Here is a 17,017-nt window from a genome sequence, read left to right on the forward strand (position 1 = left end):
ATCGGTTCGATCATCGTCGCTCGGTGGCGAGCGACTCGACGGCGTGAACGAGACGTCGAAACGAGCGACTCCGCTGTGAAGCCCGTCCGACGTCGATCAGCTGTGCGAACGCCGCCTGGTGAATGGTCTCCCGGTACGACTCCGACATGACAGCGCGCAGCCGCCCTTTCGCGTCACGTCGTGATTCGGGGTCGAGGATCGGCGTCGTATCCGAGATGAGTCGATGACTGCCGACGGTGTCGATCGAGGCGAGAATCCACGCTTCGAATTCGGGAGCGGCGATCACCACCTCGGCGATCGCACCCACCTGCGTGACAGTCGATGCGAGCTCCGCGGCGAGTTCGACGACACAATCGACGTCCTTGTCATCACCGTCGCGGACGATCAGCACGCCTCCATTTCCGGGAACGCGAGCGGACTGGACGAGTATCGCCCGCTTCAATTCCTCTGGTTTACGCATCTTCGCGGAATCCACCCGGAACGGTGGAGCGACGTCCACGTATGTGCCTTGCACGGCAGCGATTTTCCGGATGAGAACCCCGATCGCTTCCTGCTCACCCTTGCCCTCGACGATCGGGGCGATCACCGGTGCTGCGTATCGGCTCATTCGGGACTCCTCACCGGTGTGGCAGGCAGGAGTTGATCGCTACGAAGCAGTTCCCCGGGAGTGTAGAGACTTTCCCGCAGTGCTATCTCTCCGCCCGCGTCCACACGCCCGACGATGGTCTCACCGCCGACGGAGCGAACCGCGAGAATCTCGTCGACGCGGAAATCGTCACGGTCCAGCAGGTCGGCACTGTGGCTGGTGACGATCACCTGTCGCCGTTCACTCGCATCGCGGAGAGCGTCCATGAGCACGGCGGCCGCCGCCGGATGCAAGGCGCTCTCCGGTTCCTCCACCCCGATCGGACCGAGGACTCGCCCCGCGCTGGCGAAGAGCGCGGTGAGCACGGCCAGCGCCCGGAGGGTCCCGTCGGAGACCGATTGTGCGGGGAACCGCCAGGGAGCGTCACTGCCGGAGACCTCCTGAGTGAACTCCAACGTCTCCCACGGCCCGAGAGAATCACGGGATACACCTTTCATCCCCGGAACGATCACCCGTAGATAATCTTCGATCCTCGCTTTCGCCGCCCTCCCGTCCTTCGTCCGCTCCAGGCGATGGATCACCGAGGCGAGGTTCGCCCCGTCTCGACTCAAGTAGTCCCCGAGGTCCGGGCTCTGCGGCTGGCGGATCACGTCTGGCACCGGGCTGAACACGGTGATGCCGGACAGCCCCTCGTAGACCGGCAAGAACTCCGGGCGCCCTGCCGCCACGACGAGGTACAGTCGTTGATCGTTGGCCGGGGGCATGACGGCGGCGACGTCGTCGCTGGCGCCCTTCAAAGTGCCGCCGACCACCTTGAACCAGGTGGACCCGGATGCGCCGTCGACACGGCACGTCTCCTTGGCCAACCGGTAGCCGCCGCCTTTCACCGCCCCCACCTCGAATCCGTAGAAGCCGGTGAACACACTCCCGTCAGCGGCCTGACCCGAGAACTCCAGATGAATGCCGAAGTGGGTGGGGTGCCCCTGTGAGCGCCGCCGAACCTCTCCGACGCCACCCCTGTTCCGCAGCGCCTGATCGAGAGACGACGTCAAAGACTCGGCGACCAGTCGCAGTGAATCCAGGACGTTGCTCTTGCCTGACCCGTTCGGTCCGACGAGAACCGTGAGTCGACCGAGTTCCACATCGATGTCCTTCAAGCTTCGGAACTGCTTCAGCATGATCCTCGTCACCATGAATTCGCGGTCAGTCATGGCATCCATCCTCGCACTCACCGCCCCGGTTCGCCGGTAACGCCAGCAGACCGCACGGTGATCCGTCCGTCCATGAGGAGCGGGAGGAGTTCGTCGCGAGTACGGGTTAGAACTTCATTCTCGACTTGAACAGCATCGATCCGACTAGACAGTTCAGACAGAATAGAACCCACCTCCCGCTGCACACCGATCGTTGGCAATCGGATCGGCAGCGAACCGAGAAGATCACGTCGAAGTTCGGTTTGTCCGGTGCTACCTTCGGCAAGAGCCTCTATCTCACGCCCCAATCCTGCCAGCACTGTTCCAGCGAAAACAGGGTCGACGAGGCTCGGATCGAATCGAACTATCGACACATGCGAGTCCACCGTTGCATTCGGCCAGCCACGAGTCCACCGCGCAACCCTCCCGAGCGTGCCCTGGCCGGTGGAGTTCACCAGAACGTCATCGCGACGTAGGAACTTCACCTCAGACTTCGGAGACGCCGAAGAGTACCGCGCATTAGTGTGCTCGACGAGTCCACCTCGTACACATTTCTGATTGAGAACCAATATCCCCTCCTCCGCATATTTCGGTGCTATCCCGCGCGTAATCTCGGATGCGATATCAGTCAAGGAAACAGCCCGTGAGTCTTCCAATAATTTAGCTCTTACGATCGAATCAGACAATTGCATAGTCAGATCCCGCGCACGAGCATTCGCAGAGATCTTGTCGTCTAGAGCACCTAGAAATTCAGCGATTGAATCCTGCACTGGCCGCGGCGGAACGGATACTGGAACCTGTGCTATATAGTTTCTATTGAGCATCGGCTGGACACTTCCGGAGTCGTATCCCTTCAGGTCCAGCACCTGAAACAAGTGGTATAGCCACCGCGGATTATTACCATGAAAATCAGCAGCGTACAAGGTAGTGTTTAATGGCCAATAGTCCACATCGGACCACTGTGGAACTCCCAGATTCGTCGCTCGACCTACAGAGAAACCAGGTCCTCGAACTTTTGCTTCATTGTGGGTTCCAGCTGTTGATCCTGCTGACAAAATCGGAACAGCACCAGCGATTCGACTCGCCGTCGCCAAATCGAATCCACGCTTCAGGGTAACGACGTCAGCGAGTGTTCTAGTCTCCCAAGTCACGACAGCCGTCCCAGCTGCTCGCGCACGACGGCATCCAACCGCGCGGACTCGTCGAGCGCGGCCGTCAACTCCTTCGTCAACCGCGCGATCTTCTCGTCGATCGGTTCGGAGTCCTCCGAGGCCGGCGGCGCCCCCACGTATCGGCCCGGGGTCAGGGCGTAGCCCGCGTCGCGGATCTCGTCGAGGGTGACGCTCTTGCAGAAGCCGGGCACGTCCTCGTATTCGCCGACCGCCGACTCGCGCCCTCGCCAAGCGCGGAAGGTGTCGGCGATCAGGGCGATGTCGTCGTCGGACAGATTGCGTTCCACACGGTCGACCATGTGGCCGAGTTCGCGGGCATCGATGAACAGGACCTGACGGGAGCGGTCGACGGAGCCGCCGGCTCCCCGGCCCTTCGACCGGGCGAAGAACCAGACGCACACCGGGATCTGCGTCCCGCGGAACAGCTGGCCAGGCAGTGCCACGACGGCGCTCACGGTGTCGCCCTGCACCATGTTCTTGCGGATCTCTCCCTCGCCTCCGGTGTTGGACGTCATGGTGCCGTTGGCCATCACCACGCCGGCCTCGCCGTTCGGCGCGAGCTTGGACCAGATGTGCTGCATCCACGCGTAGTTCGCGTTCCGCTTCGGTGGCACGCCGAAGCGCCAGCGCTCGTCGTCCTCCCGCCGCGCCCAGTCCTTGATGTTGAACGGCGGATTGGCCAGCACGTAATCCATCTGAGTGTCGGGGTGGATGTCCCGGGCGAAGGTGTCCTGCCAGCGCGAACCCAGCCCCTGGGTGTCGATCCCGTGGATCGCCAGGTTCATCTTCGCCATCTTCCAGGTGCGCTCGTTCAGCTCCTGACCGAACACCGAGATGCGCGTCGGATCCTCATCGTGCGCTTCCAGGAACTTCTCGGTCTGCACGAACATGCCGCCCGAACCGCAGCACGGATCGTAGACGCGACCCTCGTGCGGCTCCAGCACCTCCACGAGCACCCTGACCACCGACGGCGGCGTGTAGAATTCGCCGCCGCGCTTGCCCTCGGCCTTGGCGAACTTGTCGAGGAAGTACTCGTACACCTCACCGAGCAGATCCCGGGCCTTCGAGGCGCCGTCCCCCGCGAACTGCACCGAGTTCATCAGATCCACCAGCTCACCGAGACGCCGCTGATCGATGTTGTCCCGGCCGTAGACGGTCGGCAGCGTACCGCCCAGCGACTCGTTCTCATCCGCCAGCAGGCGCATGGCATCGTCGATCAGCTTGCCGACGCTCTGCGCATCGTCTGTACCGGATGCCGCGATGCCCTTCGCGTTGGCGGCGATATGGGCCCACCGTGCTGCCGACGAGACCCAGAAGACGCCCTCGGCGCGATACTCGTCCGGGTCCTCGAGCGTCTCGGTGATGTAGGCCTCCGATTCCCCGTCCAATTCGGCACGGAGAGCCGTACGGCGTTCGTCGAACGCATCGGAGACGTACTTGAGAAACACCAGTCCGAGCACCACATCCTTGTACTGGGACGCGTCCATCGAACCGCGCAGCTTGTCGGCCGCCTTCCACAGCGTGTCCTTGAGCTCCTGCGGAGTCGACGGCTTCGTCGGGGCCATCGTCACTTTCGCCACGTACTGTTCTCCTTCTGCTGCGCGGAATCATTCGTCCCGCTGATGAATTCTGCTGTGAGGACCCCGGTCGTCAGGCCGCGGATCAGGGAGTCGTCGAGGTCGCCGAGCACGGCGAGTTCTGCGCGCAGAGCCGCGCGTCTCCGCTCGATACGCCGATGCGCTTCCACGACGACCTCGACCTGACGGGCGGGGACGGTGCGCAGGCGCCACGCATCGTCGTGCGCCGACCGCTGCCCGACGATGTCGGCGGCGACGATGTGCGGCACCAGGCGGCGACCGTCGAGGTCGACGTCCCGACAGCGTGCGATCCGGGCGGGCGCCAACACCAGTCGGCCTCCGACGTCGTCGACCAGCGCCGCCGGTCTTCCCGTACGCAGGTAGACGACGTCCCCCGGTTCGGTGAACGTGCTGCGCGGTGCGACGCGTTCCAATGCCAGTCGGTCCACCCCGCGCGCACCGATCCGCGCCGGATCGCGTAGTTCGACGTCGCCGAGCACGACGACCCGGCCGCCGCCCGCCGCACCGACCAGTTCGTCGGGGATCCGGACACCGGCGATCACACGCAGCGGACGCCCATGACCGGACGTCACCGCGGACCAGGAGACCGTTCCTTCCGAGATCGCACCGACAGCCGCATCGTCGTGCTCGGCCTGGACTCGGATCCCGGCCAGTACCTCGACGCCGCAGGACGACTCGGCATCCCAGATCTGGGCCAGCAGGTCACCGCCGTCGGCCTCGATCTCGTCGTCGGCGGAGATCCGGAGGACGTGCGCCGGAATCGTCACCCGGGATGCGCGCACCGTGCCGCGGAGGAACAGGTGACTCCGTCGATCCCACTCGCCGGCGGCGGCCACCGCGACATCGGCCGCCAGTGCCTGGATCTCGACCGGACCGGAGAGCGCCGAATGATCGGCGAACACGGTCGCCGCCGACTGCTCGTCCGTCGACGGCGCGATCACCCAGAGCGCCAACTGTCGACGTCCCGCCGATCGCACGAGTCCCTTCGGCAACCGTGCGACATAGCGCAGCGGCGCGAAGTAGTCGTGTTCGCCGAGCACCACCCCGCGCCGCCGCCGAACCTCTTCCAGGAGGTCGTCGACCAACAGTTCAGCCGGCCCGATCACCGCAGCGCGCCCACCCGGGCCGAGGCTCACCACAATGTCGTCGATCCAGTCGAAGAAGGCCGCGGCATCAGCGCTGGTCGCCGACGCCCATTGCGCCAGAATCGTCGCATCGTGCAGCACCGGGTCACCGGCGGCGACCTGTCGCACCGACACACCGGCGGCGAGCAACGCCCGCCATCGCGCTCGCTGCCACGGCCGCCGCCGCGTATTCGGTGTGCAGGCGAGTTCAGCGAGCTCGTTCTCGGCGAGCAGACCCATCGCACCGTCGAGCAACACCAGTCCGCCAGGACCGCTCGGCGCCACCGGGCTCCGCGACGACCGAACCAGTTCCGCGGCGATCGCACCGGTCAACCGGGTACCGTCGTCGGTCAGCAGTTCCGCCGCGCCCGCGGGATCGTCCATGCATCCGAGATCGGCCAACCGGGTGATCACCCGCGCCGGATCGTAGGCTGCTTCGACGAGTCGATCGACGGCGTCGATCACCGAATGCTCACCAAGTACCGATTCGACGGCGTCCAGGGAAACCAGGTGCCCGTCGGCGAGACCGGCGGCAACCTCGAACGCCCGCGGAGCATCGAGATCGGCGACCCCGCCGCCGGACCGCGCGCTCAACAGCGCCAGTAACGACGCGGAGTCCATCGACCGCGCGGTGTCCCGCAGCAGTGTCGTGTACAGAGCGACGTCGTCGGCGGCCTCGGGATTCTTGCCGCGTCCTGTGGCCGCGAGCCATCGGGCGACGACCTCGGCGTCGAACTCGGTGCCGCCGGGGCGGATCGGCGACGGAAACGGATTCTCCCCGTCCGCGTATCGCGTCCGCCACATCGAGACCACCGGGCGCTGAACACGGGCGAGATCAGCAATGTCCTGCATGGACATCACCGCACGCGTGGCCGATTCCCGGTGGGTGGTCATGCCAGAGACCGTATCGCACCTCTTAGGTGGAGTCACTATTTCAATCGATAAATCACCTTATCGATACGTTTGAAGTAAAAATCTTGCCGCCTGGACCAGACTTCTCGGCATGACCTCATCGCAGCAGTACCCCCAGCAGCCCTATCCCCAGCAACCGATTCCCCAGCAGCAGGTCCCCCCACCGCAGATTCCTCAGCAGCCGACCAAGAAAAAGAAGAAGTGGCCGTGGCTTCTCGGCGGCATCATCGTCTTCCTGCTCGTCGTCTCCGCGCTGAGCAGCGGCAGCGGCGACGAACCGACGAACGCCCTCGGCACCGGCGCCCCGACCGAAGCGACGAAGAACGACGCGGAGGAGAAGACGGCCGAGCTGAACACCCCCGTCCGGGACGGGAAGTTCGAGTTCACCGTCACCGGCGTGGAAGCGGGCCTCAGCGTCGTCGGCGACAACCCCTACCTACAGGAGAAGGCTCAGGGCCAGTTCGTCGTCGTGACCATGACCGTGAAGAACATCAGTGACGAGCCTCAGTCGTTCAGTCCCGGCGACCAGAAGCTGAAGGACTCTTCGGGACGTACCTTCGAGACCGACTCCACCGCCCAGATCGCGCTAGGCGACTCCGACATCGCTGTCTGGGACAAGATCAACCCGGGCAACACCGTCACCGTGAAGCTCGTCTTCGACATGCCCGAGAACGCCCGCCCCGCATCGCTCGAACTGCACGATTCGCTGTTCTCCAGCGGTGCCACCGTCAACCTGCGCTGAGCACGACGTTGATGCGCTCCGACGCGGTGCTCGGAATTGAGGGGTCCGAGCACCGCGTCCCAAGTTTCGAGAAGGCGAGACTTCGACACGGCCTCGTCACTTCGTTCCTCGACCGGCTCAGCCATCGGATGGTCGGACGGTCTCGGGTCAAGGGTGCCCGGCATCCTGGTCTCGATCGAGCATCCTCAGCCGAGGCCGCTCGGTCGAGACGACGGTGCCCGGCACCCCCGCGCGGGTCGACGGCACCTACCCGCGAGTCGCCGACCTCGTCTCACCCGACCCGAGTCATCTTCGGCAGCGGCTCACCGTCGTCGGGCGTCTCGGCCAGGCCGATCACCTCATTGAACCCGTCGACCAGGCATTCGACGAACAGATCCGGGTCGACGACGGCCGCGGCGTCGAAGTTCAGTCCCAGGCACGCGACGCCGTTGTGCGTGATCATGGTGGCCATCACCGCGCAACCCGGCAGCGGGCCGAACGGGAACATCCGCTCCACCTTGGCCCCGGCGACGTAGGTGTCCCACGGGATGCCCGGCACGTTGCTGGCCTGCAGGTCGTTCCCGGCGGTGGTGCCGCTGAACTGCGCGATCAACTGTCCCGGCATCCAGGCGAGCACCGGTCCAGCGGTGTTGAACACGTCCACCGCGGGCTCGTTCCGGGCGGCCCGCACCTGTTCACGGCAGGTGAGCACCCGCTCGAACGGATCGTCGATCCCGACCGGACCGGCGAGCCGGCCGACCGCGATACGGTTGCCGCCGCCGGTGTCACCGGGCTCGCGCACCGAGATCGGTATCGCCACCGGGATGCTCTCCACCATCACGCCGTTGCGTTCGTGGTACTTCCGGAATCCGCCGATCAGACCACCGAGGTAGACGTCGTTGATCGACGCGTTCACCGCCGTGGCCGCGGCCTTGAGGCCGACGAACGGCACCTCCAGCGCGGCGAACCGCCACGACCCGCTCCGGCCGGCCAGCAGCGGTGATCCCGGCGGGCTCACCAGACCGGCCACCCGCGGCACCGACCGCCCGTACCGCAGCACCCTGCTCAGCGCCCGCTTCGGGTCGCGCAGGGCCAGGACGCCGTCGAGCGTCTTCCCCACCAGCGACGGGATCCGCGCGATCTCCTCGTTCACCTGGGCGCGGAGGACGTCGAAGGCCGTCGGCTCGTTCACCTCCGGCGCGGGCGGCTGCGGCTTCCCCGGCACCGGCTCGCGTGTCGGCGAGTGCAGTTGCGCCAGCGCCATGATCGCGCCCAGGCCGTCGGTCAGCGCGTGGTGCGCCTTGAGGAAGTACGCCGACCGCCCGTCGGGCAGCCCTTCGATCAGGTAGCCCTCCCACGGCGGCCGCCGCGGATCCAGCGGCGTCATCGCCAGCTGCTCGCAGGTCGAGAGCAGTTCCCGCATCGAGCCGTCGCCGCCCACCCGGAGCCGGCGCAGGTGGTAGTGCAGGTCGAAGTCCGGGTCCACCGACCAGCTCGGCGGCCCGGTCTGCCACGGCGCCTCGATCACGCGCTGCCGGAACCGGGGCGCCATCCGGGAGCCCCATTCGTGGGCGGCGACGAGGCGATCCCAGTCGGGGGTGCAGTCGTACAGTTCGAGCATGCTGATCGTCGAACGGAGATTGCGGTCGGCGTCACCGCGCCACATCACCGTGTCGACCGGGCTCATCCGGCTGTCGGTGCCCCAGTCGAGGGGCCGATCCTGCCCGGATCGATCCTGTTCACTCGTCATCGCTCGACTCCTGCCATTCGAACACTCCCATGGTCCGCGTCAGCCGACCGTCGTCGAACGCGGTGACCGGCCAGTCCGCGAGGGCCTGCCGGAACATCTCCCGGACCTGCTCGGCGTGGTCGCCGACGGTCTCGGCCCGCCACGACGACGTGTCGACCGGCGGCAGCACCCGCACCTCCACCACGCCGGGTTTGATCGTCTGCGCGCCCCGCCACATCACCTCGCCGGCGTTGCGCAGCACCACCGGCACCACCGGCACCCCGGCCTGCATGGCGATGTGGAACGGCCCCTTCTTGAACGGCCCGATGCGCGGGGTGGCCGACCGGGTGCCCTCCGGTGCGACGACCAGCGACACCCGCTCGTCGCGGATCTTCTCCACCACCGGCGTCAACTGCTCGATCGCCTTGCCCGCGTCGGCGCGGTCGATGAACACCACGCCGCCGGCGTCGAGGATCTGGCCGAACACCGGCAGCTGCCCGACCTCCTTCTTCGCCACCCCGGTCGCGTCGGTGCGGACCAGGTGGATCATCACCGGGAGGTCGAGTTTGGACTGATGGTTGAAGACGAACACGCACGGCCGCGCCGACGTCAGGTGTTCGCGGCCGGAGAGCACGTCGACGTCGACGCCGGACAGCGCGAAACCGAGGTCCAGCCCCGCCGCGATCGACGACTGCATCGCCTCGGTCCGGTCCGGGGACACCAGCGACCGCCCGAATCCGACGGCCGCCCCGCCCAGGAAGCTGCCGTAGAACGCCCCCGTCCGCAACGCCATGCCGAGCCGGTTGTGGGAGGGGTTCTTCAGATCCAGGATCGGCCAGTCGTTGGCCTCGGCCACCGCGCGCAGGCCGTGCTGCGGCGACACCGCCGCCGGGTTCCCGACCGATTCCAGATAGGGGACGTCCTCGTTGCCGTCGCTGTAGGCGAACGACGACGCCAGGTCCAGGTCCCACTCACGGGCCAGACGACGGACCGCGGCGGCCTTGCCCGGCCCCCAGAGCGGTCGCCCGATCACCCGGCCGGTCACGATGCCGTCGACCACCTCGATGTCGGTGGCGAGGGCGCGGTCGGCGCCGATCTCCCGAGCGATCGGCTCGATCTGGAACCGGGTCGCCGACGACGCGATCACGATGCGGTGTCCGCGCGCGCGATGCGCCCGGATGATCTGCCACATCTGCGGCCGCAGCCGGGCGGCGGTCACGTTCTTGAACAGGTTCCGCCCCTCGGCGAGCAGTTCCTCGTACGTCTTGCCCGCGAAGGCCGGCCGCGTCGCCTTGAGCACCTCGGCGTAGTCCTGTTCGGAGTGGCAGCCGCGCAGCGCGATCAGCAGGCCGTCGAGCAGTTCACCGGTGGTGAAGTCCAGGCTCCGGACCCGCGATTTCAGGATGTCGGCGGCCGAGAAGCCGTCGATCAGCGTGCCGTCGTAGTCGAAGAACGCGCACACCCGGTCGCCGGCCGGGGCCGACCGGATCTGAGCGAGCCGGTCCGCGAGTGCGCTCACCGCTGGTCCCCCGTTCCCCGGTCGGCGGCCGCCCGGTCCGCCGCCGCCTGTTCGGCTTCGATCGCCGCGATCCGCTCCAGCCGCACTCTCATCTCCTCCACCTCGGCGAGCCACGCCGCCCGCGCCCGGAGCTGGTCGTCGACCGGCGCATCGCCCACCGCGCCCCGGTTCTCGGCGAGGCGATACGCGGCGTCGTACATGTCCTTGGACACCGAGTCCTTGCTCGGGACCACGCCCTGCAGTGCGAGCTGCCGTCCCAGGCCGAGGCAGTCCGTCAGGACGGCCTCCTTGTCCACCGAGCCGCGGCCGAGGGCCGTCAGGTGCCTGGCCACCACCAGCTGCGCGTCGAAGAACGTCTGCAGGGTCCGCCGGGCGAGGAGTTTGCCCGCATTGGCGAAGAGCACGTCGTACACCCATTCCCGGGTCGGTTCCACCTCTCGCCACTCGGCCGAGATCAGGTCCAGCTCGGCGCCGAGGCGGTGCAGGTACTCGTCTTTCACGGGGAAGAAGAACTCGAACTTCAGCAGGTCGCGGATCCGCAGCGCCTCGATCTGCGCGACGCTCAGCAGCGCCTCGTGCCCGAGCCGCTCCTGCTCCCGGTCGCTGAACGATTCCAGTCCCCGCGGGTCCAGACCGTCGGGCCGGACCGTTCCGTCGGCGACGGCGAGCATCGCCAGCTCCACGATCGCGCGGCCGACGAAGTGGTGCAGCGCGCCGTTGCGGTAGTACGCGGCGATCGCGTGTTCGTCCGGCGCGATGGACCACACCTTCTCCGAGCCGCCCTCGTAGGCGATCAGGACCCCGGCCTCGGTGAGTTCGCCGAGCGTGCGCAGCAGACCCAGGCCGCGGCACAGCGCCGGATCCGGGCCAGGCAGCCCGCGGTCGTCGATGTAGGTGAGCAGCGGCGCCAGGATCACCTCGATCTCGGTGGCCGTGTACGCCCGGTCCGCGGCCCCGAGCAGGGCGAACCCCGCCAGCGAGGTGGCCGAGATGGGAGTGGCCGCGTTGATCTCGTCCATCACCCGGAACGCGACCTTCTCCAGTTTCGCGCGTCCCCCGCCCGCGGCGTCGAGGGCTTCGCGCAGCGAGAACGGCTCACCGAACCGCACCCGCGCCTCCCCGCGATGCACCCGCTGCCCGCGCGCATAGCGCAGCAGCCATTTGAGGTCTTCGGGCCGTTTGGTGCCGCCCGCGGACTCCTGCGCCATCACCGCGATCTCCGGCAGCTGGTCGTAGACGATCGAGGTCGGCACGATCGTGGCGTCGACGCCGTCGAGGCTCTCGACCGCGTCGGCCACGTAGGCGAGCAGGCCGAGCATCGGCGGTCGCAGCTTGCCGGTCCGGCTCCGGCCGCCCTCGATGTACCACTCCAGGTTGAACCGTTTCTCGACGATGAACGACAGATACGACCGCATCGCCAGCTTGTACACCGGATCGGAGCCGAACTGCCTGCGGATGAAGATGGTTCCGGCCCGCTGCGCGATCGGCCCCATCGGCCAGAACGCCAGATTGTTGCCGCCCAGGACCAGGTTGGATGGGAAGTCGTGTTCGTCGAGCACGCTGCCCAGCACCATCGTGTCCACGTACGACCGGTGCGAGGGCAGGAAGATCAACGACGACGACCTGTTCAGCAGACGCAAGCGGCCGAGGGTGTCCAGGTCGGCCGAGACGGTCCACGCGCGCTCGTAGAGACCGCGGAAGGTGGAGGTGAACACGTCGCGCATCAGTCGGCTCTGGGTCGCGACGAACGAGCTCATCTTGTCGGTCGCCTCCTGGGCGACCGACGCGACGGGCCGCCCGAGCCGGTCGGCCAGCTCCGTGACGGCCTCCTGGAATCGGGCCGACGAGCCGATCTGCTCCGCGACCAGCCGGGGCACCTTGTAGCGGTCGCCGACCAGTGCCAGCTCCGCCCGCTCGGCGGCCAGCGCCGCCCGCATGCCGACGAAGGCCGCGAACGATTCGCCCTCGGCCTGCTGGGTCGCGTAGTGCTCGCGCAGTTCGGCGATCGTCGCCGATGCCCCGGCCACCGCGTGCACCCGGTCCGGATGGCGTCTGCGGATCGACGACTGCCGCCAGCCCGGCGGCCGCCGCGGATTGGAGAGCGCGACCGCATCGGCCAGCGAGACGCGGCGCTCACCGTCCCGCGCCGGCGGCAGCCACACCACCCGCACCGGGACCAGGTCGGTGTCGGCGGGCAGGGCCTCGAAATCGGTCTCGTCGACGGTCTGGGCCCGCGCCCCCGGATGGGTGCGTCGCACCCACTCGTCGATCACCTGCCGCTCGCAGTCGGTCCGTGCATCCGCCAGGACGATCGTGCCCACGTGTTCAACCCCTCCCCTCGGCGCCTCCGCCGGTCGGCTCGCTTCGCCGGTGTGTCTCTCCGGCGCCGCCTCATTGTGGCGCATCCGACAGTCGAATACGACCGGGTCGCCCGAACCCGGCAGCGTCCGGACCCCGACAGCGTCCGGGCTCGGCGGACGACGACCCGGCAGACGAGGAGGAGCCGACCACCGGTGACGGTGATCGGCCCCTCGTCGTTCAGCGAGACGTCGTTCGCACGGGCTCAGAGCGACCGCGCGATGATCTCCTTCATGATCTCGTTGGTGCCGCCGTAGATCCGCTGCACGCGGCTGTCGGCCCACATGCGCGCGATCGGGTACTCGTTCATGTAGCCGTAGCCGCCGAACAGCTGCAGACACTCGTCGGCGACCTTCTGCGCGGTGTCGGTGGTCCAGCACTTGGCCATCGCCACGGTCGGGATGTCCAGTTCGCCGCGCAGGTGCTTCTCGATGCAGTCGTCCAGGAACACGCGTCCGACGTGGGCCTCGGTGGCCACCTCCGCCAGCTTGAACTTGGTGTTCTGGAAGCCGAAGATCGGGCGGCCGAAGGCGGTGCGGTCCTTGGTGTACTCGAGGGTCTTCTCGAGGCCGACCTCCATGCCGGCGACGGCGCCGACGGCGATGATCAGACGCTCCTGCGGGAGCTGCTGCATCAGCTGGAGGAAGCCGAGGCCCTCCTGCTCGCCGAGCAGATTCGACTGCGGGACGCGCACACCGGCGAAGTTCAGCTCGGCGGTGTCCTGGCCCTTCATGCCGATCTTGTCCAGGATGCGGCCGCGGCTGAAGCCCTCGCGGTCGGTCTCCACCAGCACCAGCGAGATGCCCTTGGCGCCCTCGGAGGTGTCGGTCTTCACCACGACCACGACCAGGTCGGCCTGGCCGCCGTTGGTGATGAACGTCTTGGAGCCGTCGATGACGTAGTCGTCGCCGTCCTTGACCGCCTTGGTCTTGACGTTCTGCAGGTCGCTGCCGGTGCCCGGCTCGGTCATCGCGATCGCGCCGACGACCTCACCGGTGGCCATCTTGGGCAGCCACGTCTTCTTCTGCTCCTCCGAGCCGTAGGCCAGGATGTAGTGCGCGACGATGCCGTTGTGCAGGCTGACGCCCCACGAGGTGTCGGCGGTGCGGGCCTGCTCCTCGATCAGCACGGCCTCGTGGGCGAAGCTGCCGCCGCCACCGCCGTACTCCTCCGGGATGGACATGCACAGGAGGCCCAGTTCACCGGCCTTGTTCCAGAGATCACGGTCGACGTGATGCTGCTGCGCGAACTTCTCGATGTTCGGGACGATCTCCTTCTCGCAGAAGGAGCGTGCCATGTCGCGGAGGGCCGCGAGTTCTTCGGTTTCCCAGGACGGCTTAGCCATCAGTCTTGCCACCTAACTAGAACGTGTTTCGAAGGTTCCGCCGAATGGTAACAACGACCGATGGCACTGTTTCGTCGACCCCGGTCGGCACGACCCACGGCATCGGCCCCCAGCGGGCTCGACTCGAGCCCCCGAACGAGAGACGACCGGCTCCCCTGGCGGGGAGCCGGTCGTTCGAGCGTCACGCTCGGATCGTCGTGCGGGCGGCGCCTAGGCGTTGCCCTTCTTCCACTTCGACCACGAGAGATTCCAGTCGCCGAGGCCGTCGGTCACCGAGAGCGGTCCGCCCGTGGTGTTCTTCACCGTGACCGGGTCGCCTCGCAGGGCGTTCCGCACGAGCCACATGGCGTCGTCCGGACTCAGGTTCAGACAGCCGTGGCTGGTGTTGGTGTTGCCCTGCGCCCAGACCGACCACGGCGCTCCGTGCAGGTAGATGCCGCTGTAGGACATCTGCACGGCCCAGTCGACCGGGGTGCGGTAACCGTTGGCCGAGCCGACCGCCACACCGTAGGTCGACGAATCCATGATGATGTGATCGAGGCGATCACCGATCATGTAGATGCCGTGCGGGGTCTCGTCGCCCGGCTTGCCGAACGAGGTCGGCATGGTGCGGATCACCTTGCCCTCGCGCTTGATGACGACCGTCTTGGTGTTGTCGTCGGCCATGAGCTCCATGGCGCGGCCCACGGTGAAGTTCGACGAGGAGTTCTGCTGCCCGAACAGGCCGTCACCGAGGTCGACACCGTAGATGTCGACGGCGATCTTGACCTTGGTGCCCGGCTTGAAGAAGTGCTCCCCGCGCCAGCGGACCTCGCGATCGCTGATCCAGTAGAAGGCGCCGTCCACCTTCGGGGTGGTCTCGATCTTGATGGCCGCCTGGGCCGCCTTGCGGTTCGGGATCGCCTCGTCGAACCGGACGCCCACGGTCTGCGCGATGCCGACGGTCTCGCCCTTGCCCGGCAGGATGTAGGCCTGCGTGAGGTTGTCCGGGGCCTGCGTGGTGAACGACTGCTTGGTGGTGGTCTTGCCGCCGACGCCGATCGCTTCGGCCTGCACCGTGTACTTGCGGTCGTAGCCGAACGGCTCGGTGCTGGTCCAGGTGGACCCGTCCTCGCTCAGGTCGCCCTTGACCGGGTTGCCGTTGGCCTTCGGGATGTGGACGCCGGTCAGCGCACCCTCGGTGGCCTTGACCACGATCGGCTTGCCGGGCTGGACGCCGATGGCGTCCTTGTCCAGCGGCTTGCCGACCTGATCGGTCACCGAGATCGCCGGCCGGATCATGTCCGTGAACTCGCCCGAGGCGTGGACCTCGTCGCTGTACGCGCCGCACGCACTGAGCGCGAGGGTCGCCACGAGAAGTGTGCCGAGTGCGGCCGTCTTGCTGACGGCGCGGTTACGCAGCCGAGGAAACGCCATGATGCTCCAACCTGAAACTCACCGGATACCCCCGGCACTCGCACTAAACGGACCGGCGTTCCGGGTCGATGTCATTGTAGGGAAACGCGCCCCCCGACGCACTTCCAGATCGTCCGCGGTCAACGCGGACGATCGACAGAAGTCAGGGTACACAGATCCGTCGGCTCCCGACCAGGGGCCCGGACACGAATCACATCGGTGTGATTCGCGTCGTCCGAGGTCTCATCGTTTCCGATGGGTTCTCGATGGATGCCTCGGAGAAGACGAAAGACCCCCTCACCGTCATCGCCGGTGAGGGGGTCTCTCTGGTGCGCCATCAGGGACTCGAACCCCGAACCCGCTGATTAAGAGTCAGCTGCTCTGCCAATTGAGCTAATGGCGCTTGGCCTTGCGAGGCGCTGTGCTGCCTTGCAGAAAGAACATTAACAGCATGTTCGCCGAGATGTGAAATCGCCTGGTCAGAGGCGATGAACGTCTCGCAAGGAGGGGTGGGTGAACGTCAACGTTTGACGATCTTGCGCACCACGACCACCACCGCGACGCCGCCGGCGGCGAGCAGACCGATGCGCACCTGCGGGGTGTTCAGGAAAGCGAGCGCCCGGCCCTTGACGTCTTCGGCCAGCTGCTGGGGGTTGGCCCGTTCGGCCAGCTGATCCAGCGTCGCCGCCAGTTCCTCACGCGCCTGCGCGATCTGCTGTTCGATCTTCTCGGTGTCGTCGGCCACGCCGTCCTCCACATGTCTGTCGACGATCGTCCGTCTCGCGGACCGATCGTTGCTGTCGCTGAACTCGCGGACCAGCCGGTCCACGACGTATCGAGCGTACCCGGGGTCGTCACCCGGCAGGGGCGTCCCGGATAGGGTGGGGCCATGCCAGTTGACGGACGCCTCGAAGTCGGCGACATCGCCCCCGCATTCACCCTCGACGACGCGAACGGTGAGCCCGTCTCGCTCGCGGACTACGCGGGCCGCAAGGTGCTGGTGTACTTCTACCCCGCCGCGATGACCCCCGGCTGCACCAAGCAGGCCTGCGACTTCCGCGACAACCTCGCCGAGCTGAACGACGCGGGCGTCGACGTGATCGGGATCTCCCCCGACAAGCCGGCCAAGCTCACGAAGTTCGTCGAACGCGACGAACTCACCTTCCCGCTGCTGTCCGACCCTGACAAGGAGGTGATGCAGGCCTACGGCGCGTTCGGCGAGAAGAAGCTCTACGGCAAGGTCGTGACCGGTGTGATCCGGTCGACCTTCCTCGTCGACGAGTCCGGCCGCATCGCCGCCGCCCTGTACAACGTGCGCGCCACCGGTCACGTCGCGAAGATCCGCCGAGACCTGAAGCTCTAAGCCCG

General features: G+C 66.9%; 13 protein-coding genes and 1 tRNA gene. 2 read left to right on the top strand and 12 right to left on the bottom strand.

Annotated elements, in window-relative coordinates:
• Nucleotides 1-10: 10 nt before the first annotated feature.
• The 5 genes from QM809_RS16675 to QM809_RS16695 are packed head-to-tail and all read right to left on the bottom strand — an operon-like array spanning nucleotide 11 to nucleotide 6,564.
• Complete coding sequence (locus QM809_RS16675) at nucleotides 11-607, bottom strand: DUF4276 family protein (RefSeq protein ID WP_415046815.1); 597 nt, start codon at nucleotides 605-607, stop codon at nucleotides 11-13.
• A complete protein-coding gene (locus tag QM809_RS16680) occupies nucleotides 604-1,797 on the bottom strand; it encodes an AAA family ATPase (RefSeq protein ID WP_415046816.1) in 1,194 nt (397 codons plus the stop codon). Before QM809_RS16680 ends, QM809_RS16675 begins: the two co-directional genes overlap by 4 nt.
• A 17-nt stretch (nucleotides 1,798-1,814) precedes the next feature.
• Nucleotides 1,815-2,927 carry a restriction endonuclease subunit S gene (locus QM809_RS16685; RefSeq protein ID WP_415046817.1) on the bottom strand — a complete coding sequence of 371 codons (1,113 nt, stop codon included), beginning with the start codon at nucleotides 2,925-2,927 and terminating at the stop codon, nucleotides 1,815-1,817.
• A complete protein-coding gene (locus QM809_RS16690; protein WP_415047127.1) occupies nucleotides 2,924-4,513 on the bottom strand; it encodes a type I restriction-modification system subunit M in 1,590 nt (529 codons plus the stop codon). The genes QM809_RS16685 and QM809_RS16690 overlap by 4 nt, the downstream gene beginning before the upstream one ends.
• A gap of 2 nt (nucleotides 4,514-4,515) precedes the next feature.
• Nucleotides 4,516-6,564, bottom strand: a complete 2,049-nt coding sequence (locus QM809_RS16695; protein WP_415046818.1) for a hypothetical protein — start codon at nucleotides 6,562-6,564, stop codon at nucleotides 4,516-4,518.
• A gap of 109 nt (nucleotides 6,565-6,673) precedes the next feature.
• On the opposite strand from QM809_RS16695, the gene QM809_RS16700 reads away from it, so the two are divergent.
• The gene (locus QM809_RS16700; protein WP_415046819.1) at nucleotides 6,674-7,324 is read left to right on the top strand and encodes a DUF4352 domain-containing protein; all 651 of its coding nucleotides are present in this window, start codon (nucleotides 6,674-6,676) and stop codon (nucleotides 7,322-7,324) included.
• Between the two features lie 271 nt (nucleotides 7,325-7,595).
• Here the strand turns inward: QM809_RS16700 and QM809_RS16705 are convergent, their stop codons facing one another.
• The 7 genes from QM809_RS16705 to QM809_RS16735 all read right to left on the bottom strand — a co-directional run bounded on the left by QM809_RS16705 (nucleotide 7,596) and on the right by QM809_RS16735 (nucleotide 16,478).
• Entirely contained in the window at nucleotides 7,596-9,053 is a 1,458-nt protein-coding gene (locus QM809_RS16705; RefSeq protein ID WP_415046820.1) for a wax ester/triacylglycerol synthase domain-containing protein, read from the bottom strand.
• Complete coding sequence (locus QM809_RS16710; protein ID WP_415046821.1) at nucleotides 9,043-10,551, bottom strand: HAD-IB family hydrolase; 1,509 nt, start codon at nucleotides 10,549-10,551, stop codon at nucleotides 9,043-9,045. The genes QM809_RS16705 and QM809_RS16710 overlap by 11 nt, the downstream gene beginning before the upstream one ends.
• Complete coding sequence (locus tag QM809_RS16715; RefSeq protein WP_415046822.1) at nucleotides 10,548-12,872, bottom strand: glycerol-3-phosphate 1-O-acyltransferase; 2,325 nt, start codon at nucleotides 12,870-12,872, stop codon at nucleotides 10,548-10,550. The genes QM809_RS16710 and QM809_RS16715 overlap by 4 nt, the downstream gene beginning before the upstream one ends.
• A gap of 242 nt (nucleotides 12,873-13,114) precedes the next feature.
• Nucleotides 13,115-14,254 carry an acyl-CoA dehydrogenase family protein gene (locus QM809_RS16720; RefSeq protein ID WP_415046823.1) on the bottom strand — a complete coding sequence of 380 codons (1,140 nt, stop codon included), beginning with the start codon at nucleotides 14,252-14,254 and terminating at the stop codon, nucleotides 13,115-13,117.
• A 210-nt stretch (nucleotides 14,255-14,464) separates the two neighbouring features.
• The gene (locus QM809_RS16725; RefSeq protein ID WP_415046824.1) at nucleotides 14,465-15,670 is read right to left on the bottom strand and encodes a L,D-transpeptidase; all 1,206 of its coding nucleotides are present in this window, start codon (nucleotides 15,668-15,670) and stop codon (nucleotides 14,465-14,467) included.
• A 306-nt stretch (nucleotides 15,671-15,976) separates the two neighbouring features.
• Nucleotides 15,977-16,052, bottom strand: a tRNA-Lys gene (locus QM809_RS16730).
• A gap of 117 nt (nucleotides 16,053-16,169) precedes the next feature.
• Complete coding sequence (locus QM809_RS16735) at nucleotides 16,170-16,478, bottom strand: DUF3618 domain-containing protein (protein WP_415046825.1); 309 nt, start codon at nucleotides 16,476-16,478, stop codon at nucleotides 16,170-16,172.
• Nucleotides 16,479-16,538: 60 nt separating this feature from the next.
• Here QM809_RS16735 and bcp point away from each other — a divergent pair, with 60 nt between their 5' ends.
• Entirely contained in the window at nucleotides 16,539-17,012 is a 474-nt protein-coding gene (gene bcp, locus QM809_RS16740) for a thioredoxin-dependent thiol peroxidase (protein WP_415046826.1), read from the top strand.
• The last annotated feature ends 5 nt before the right edge of the window (nucleotides 17,013-17,017 follow it).

Source organism: Gordonia sp. (in: high G+C Gram-positive bacteria), from assembly GCF_047600385.1.
In the GTDB taxonomy this organism is placed as follows: Bacteria; Actinomycetota; Actinomycetes; order Mycobacteriales; family Mycobacteriaceae; genus Gordonia.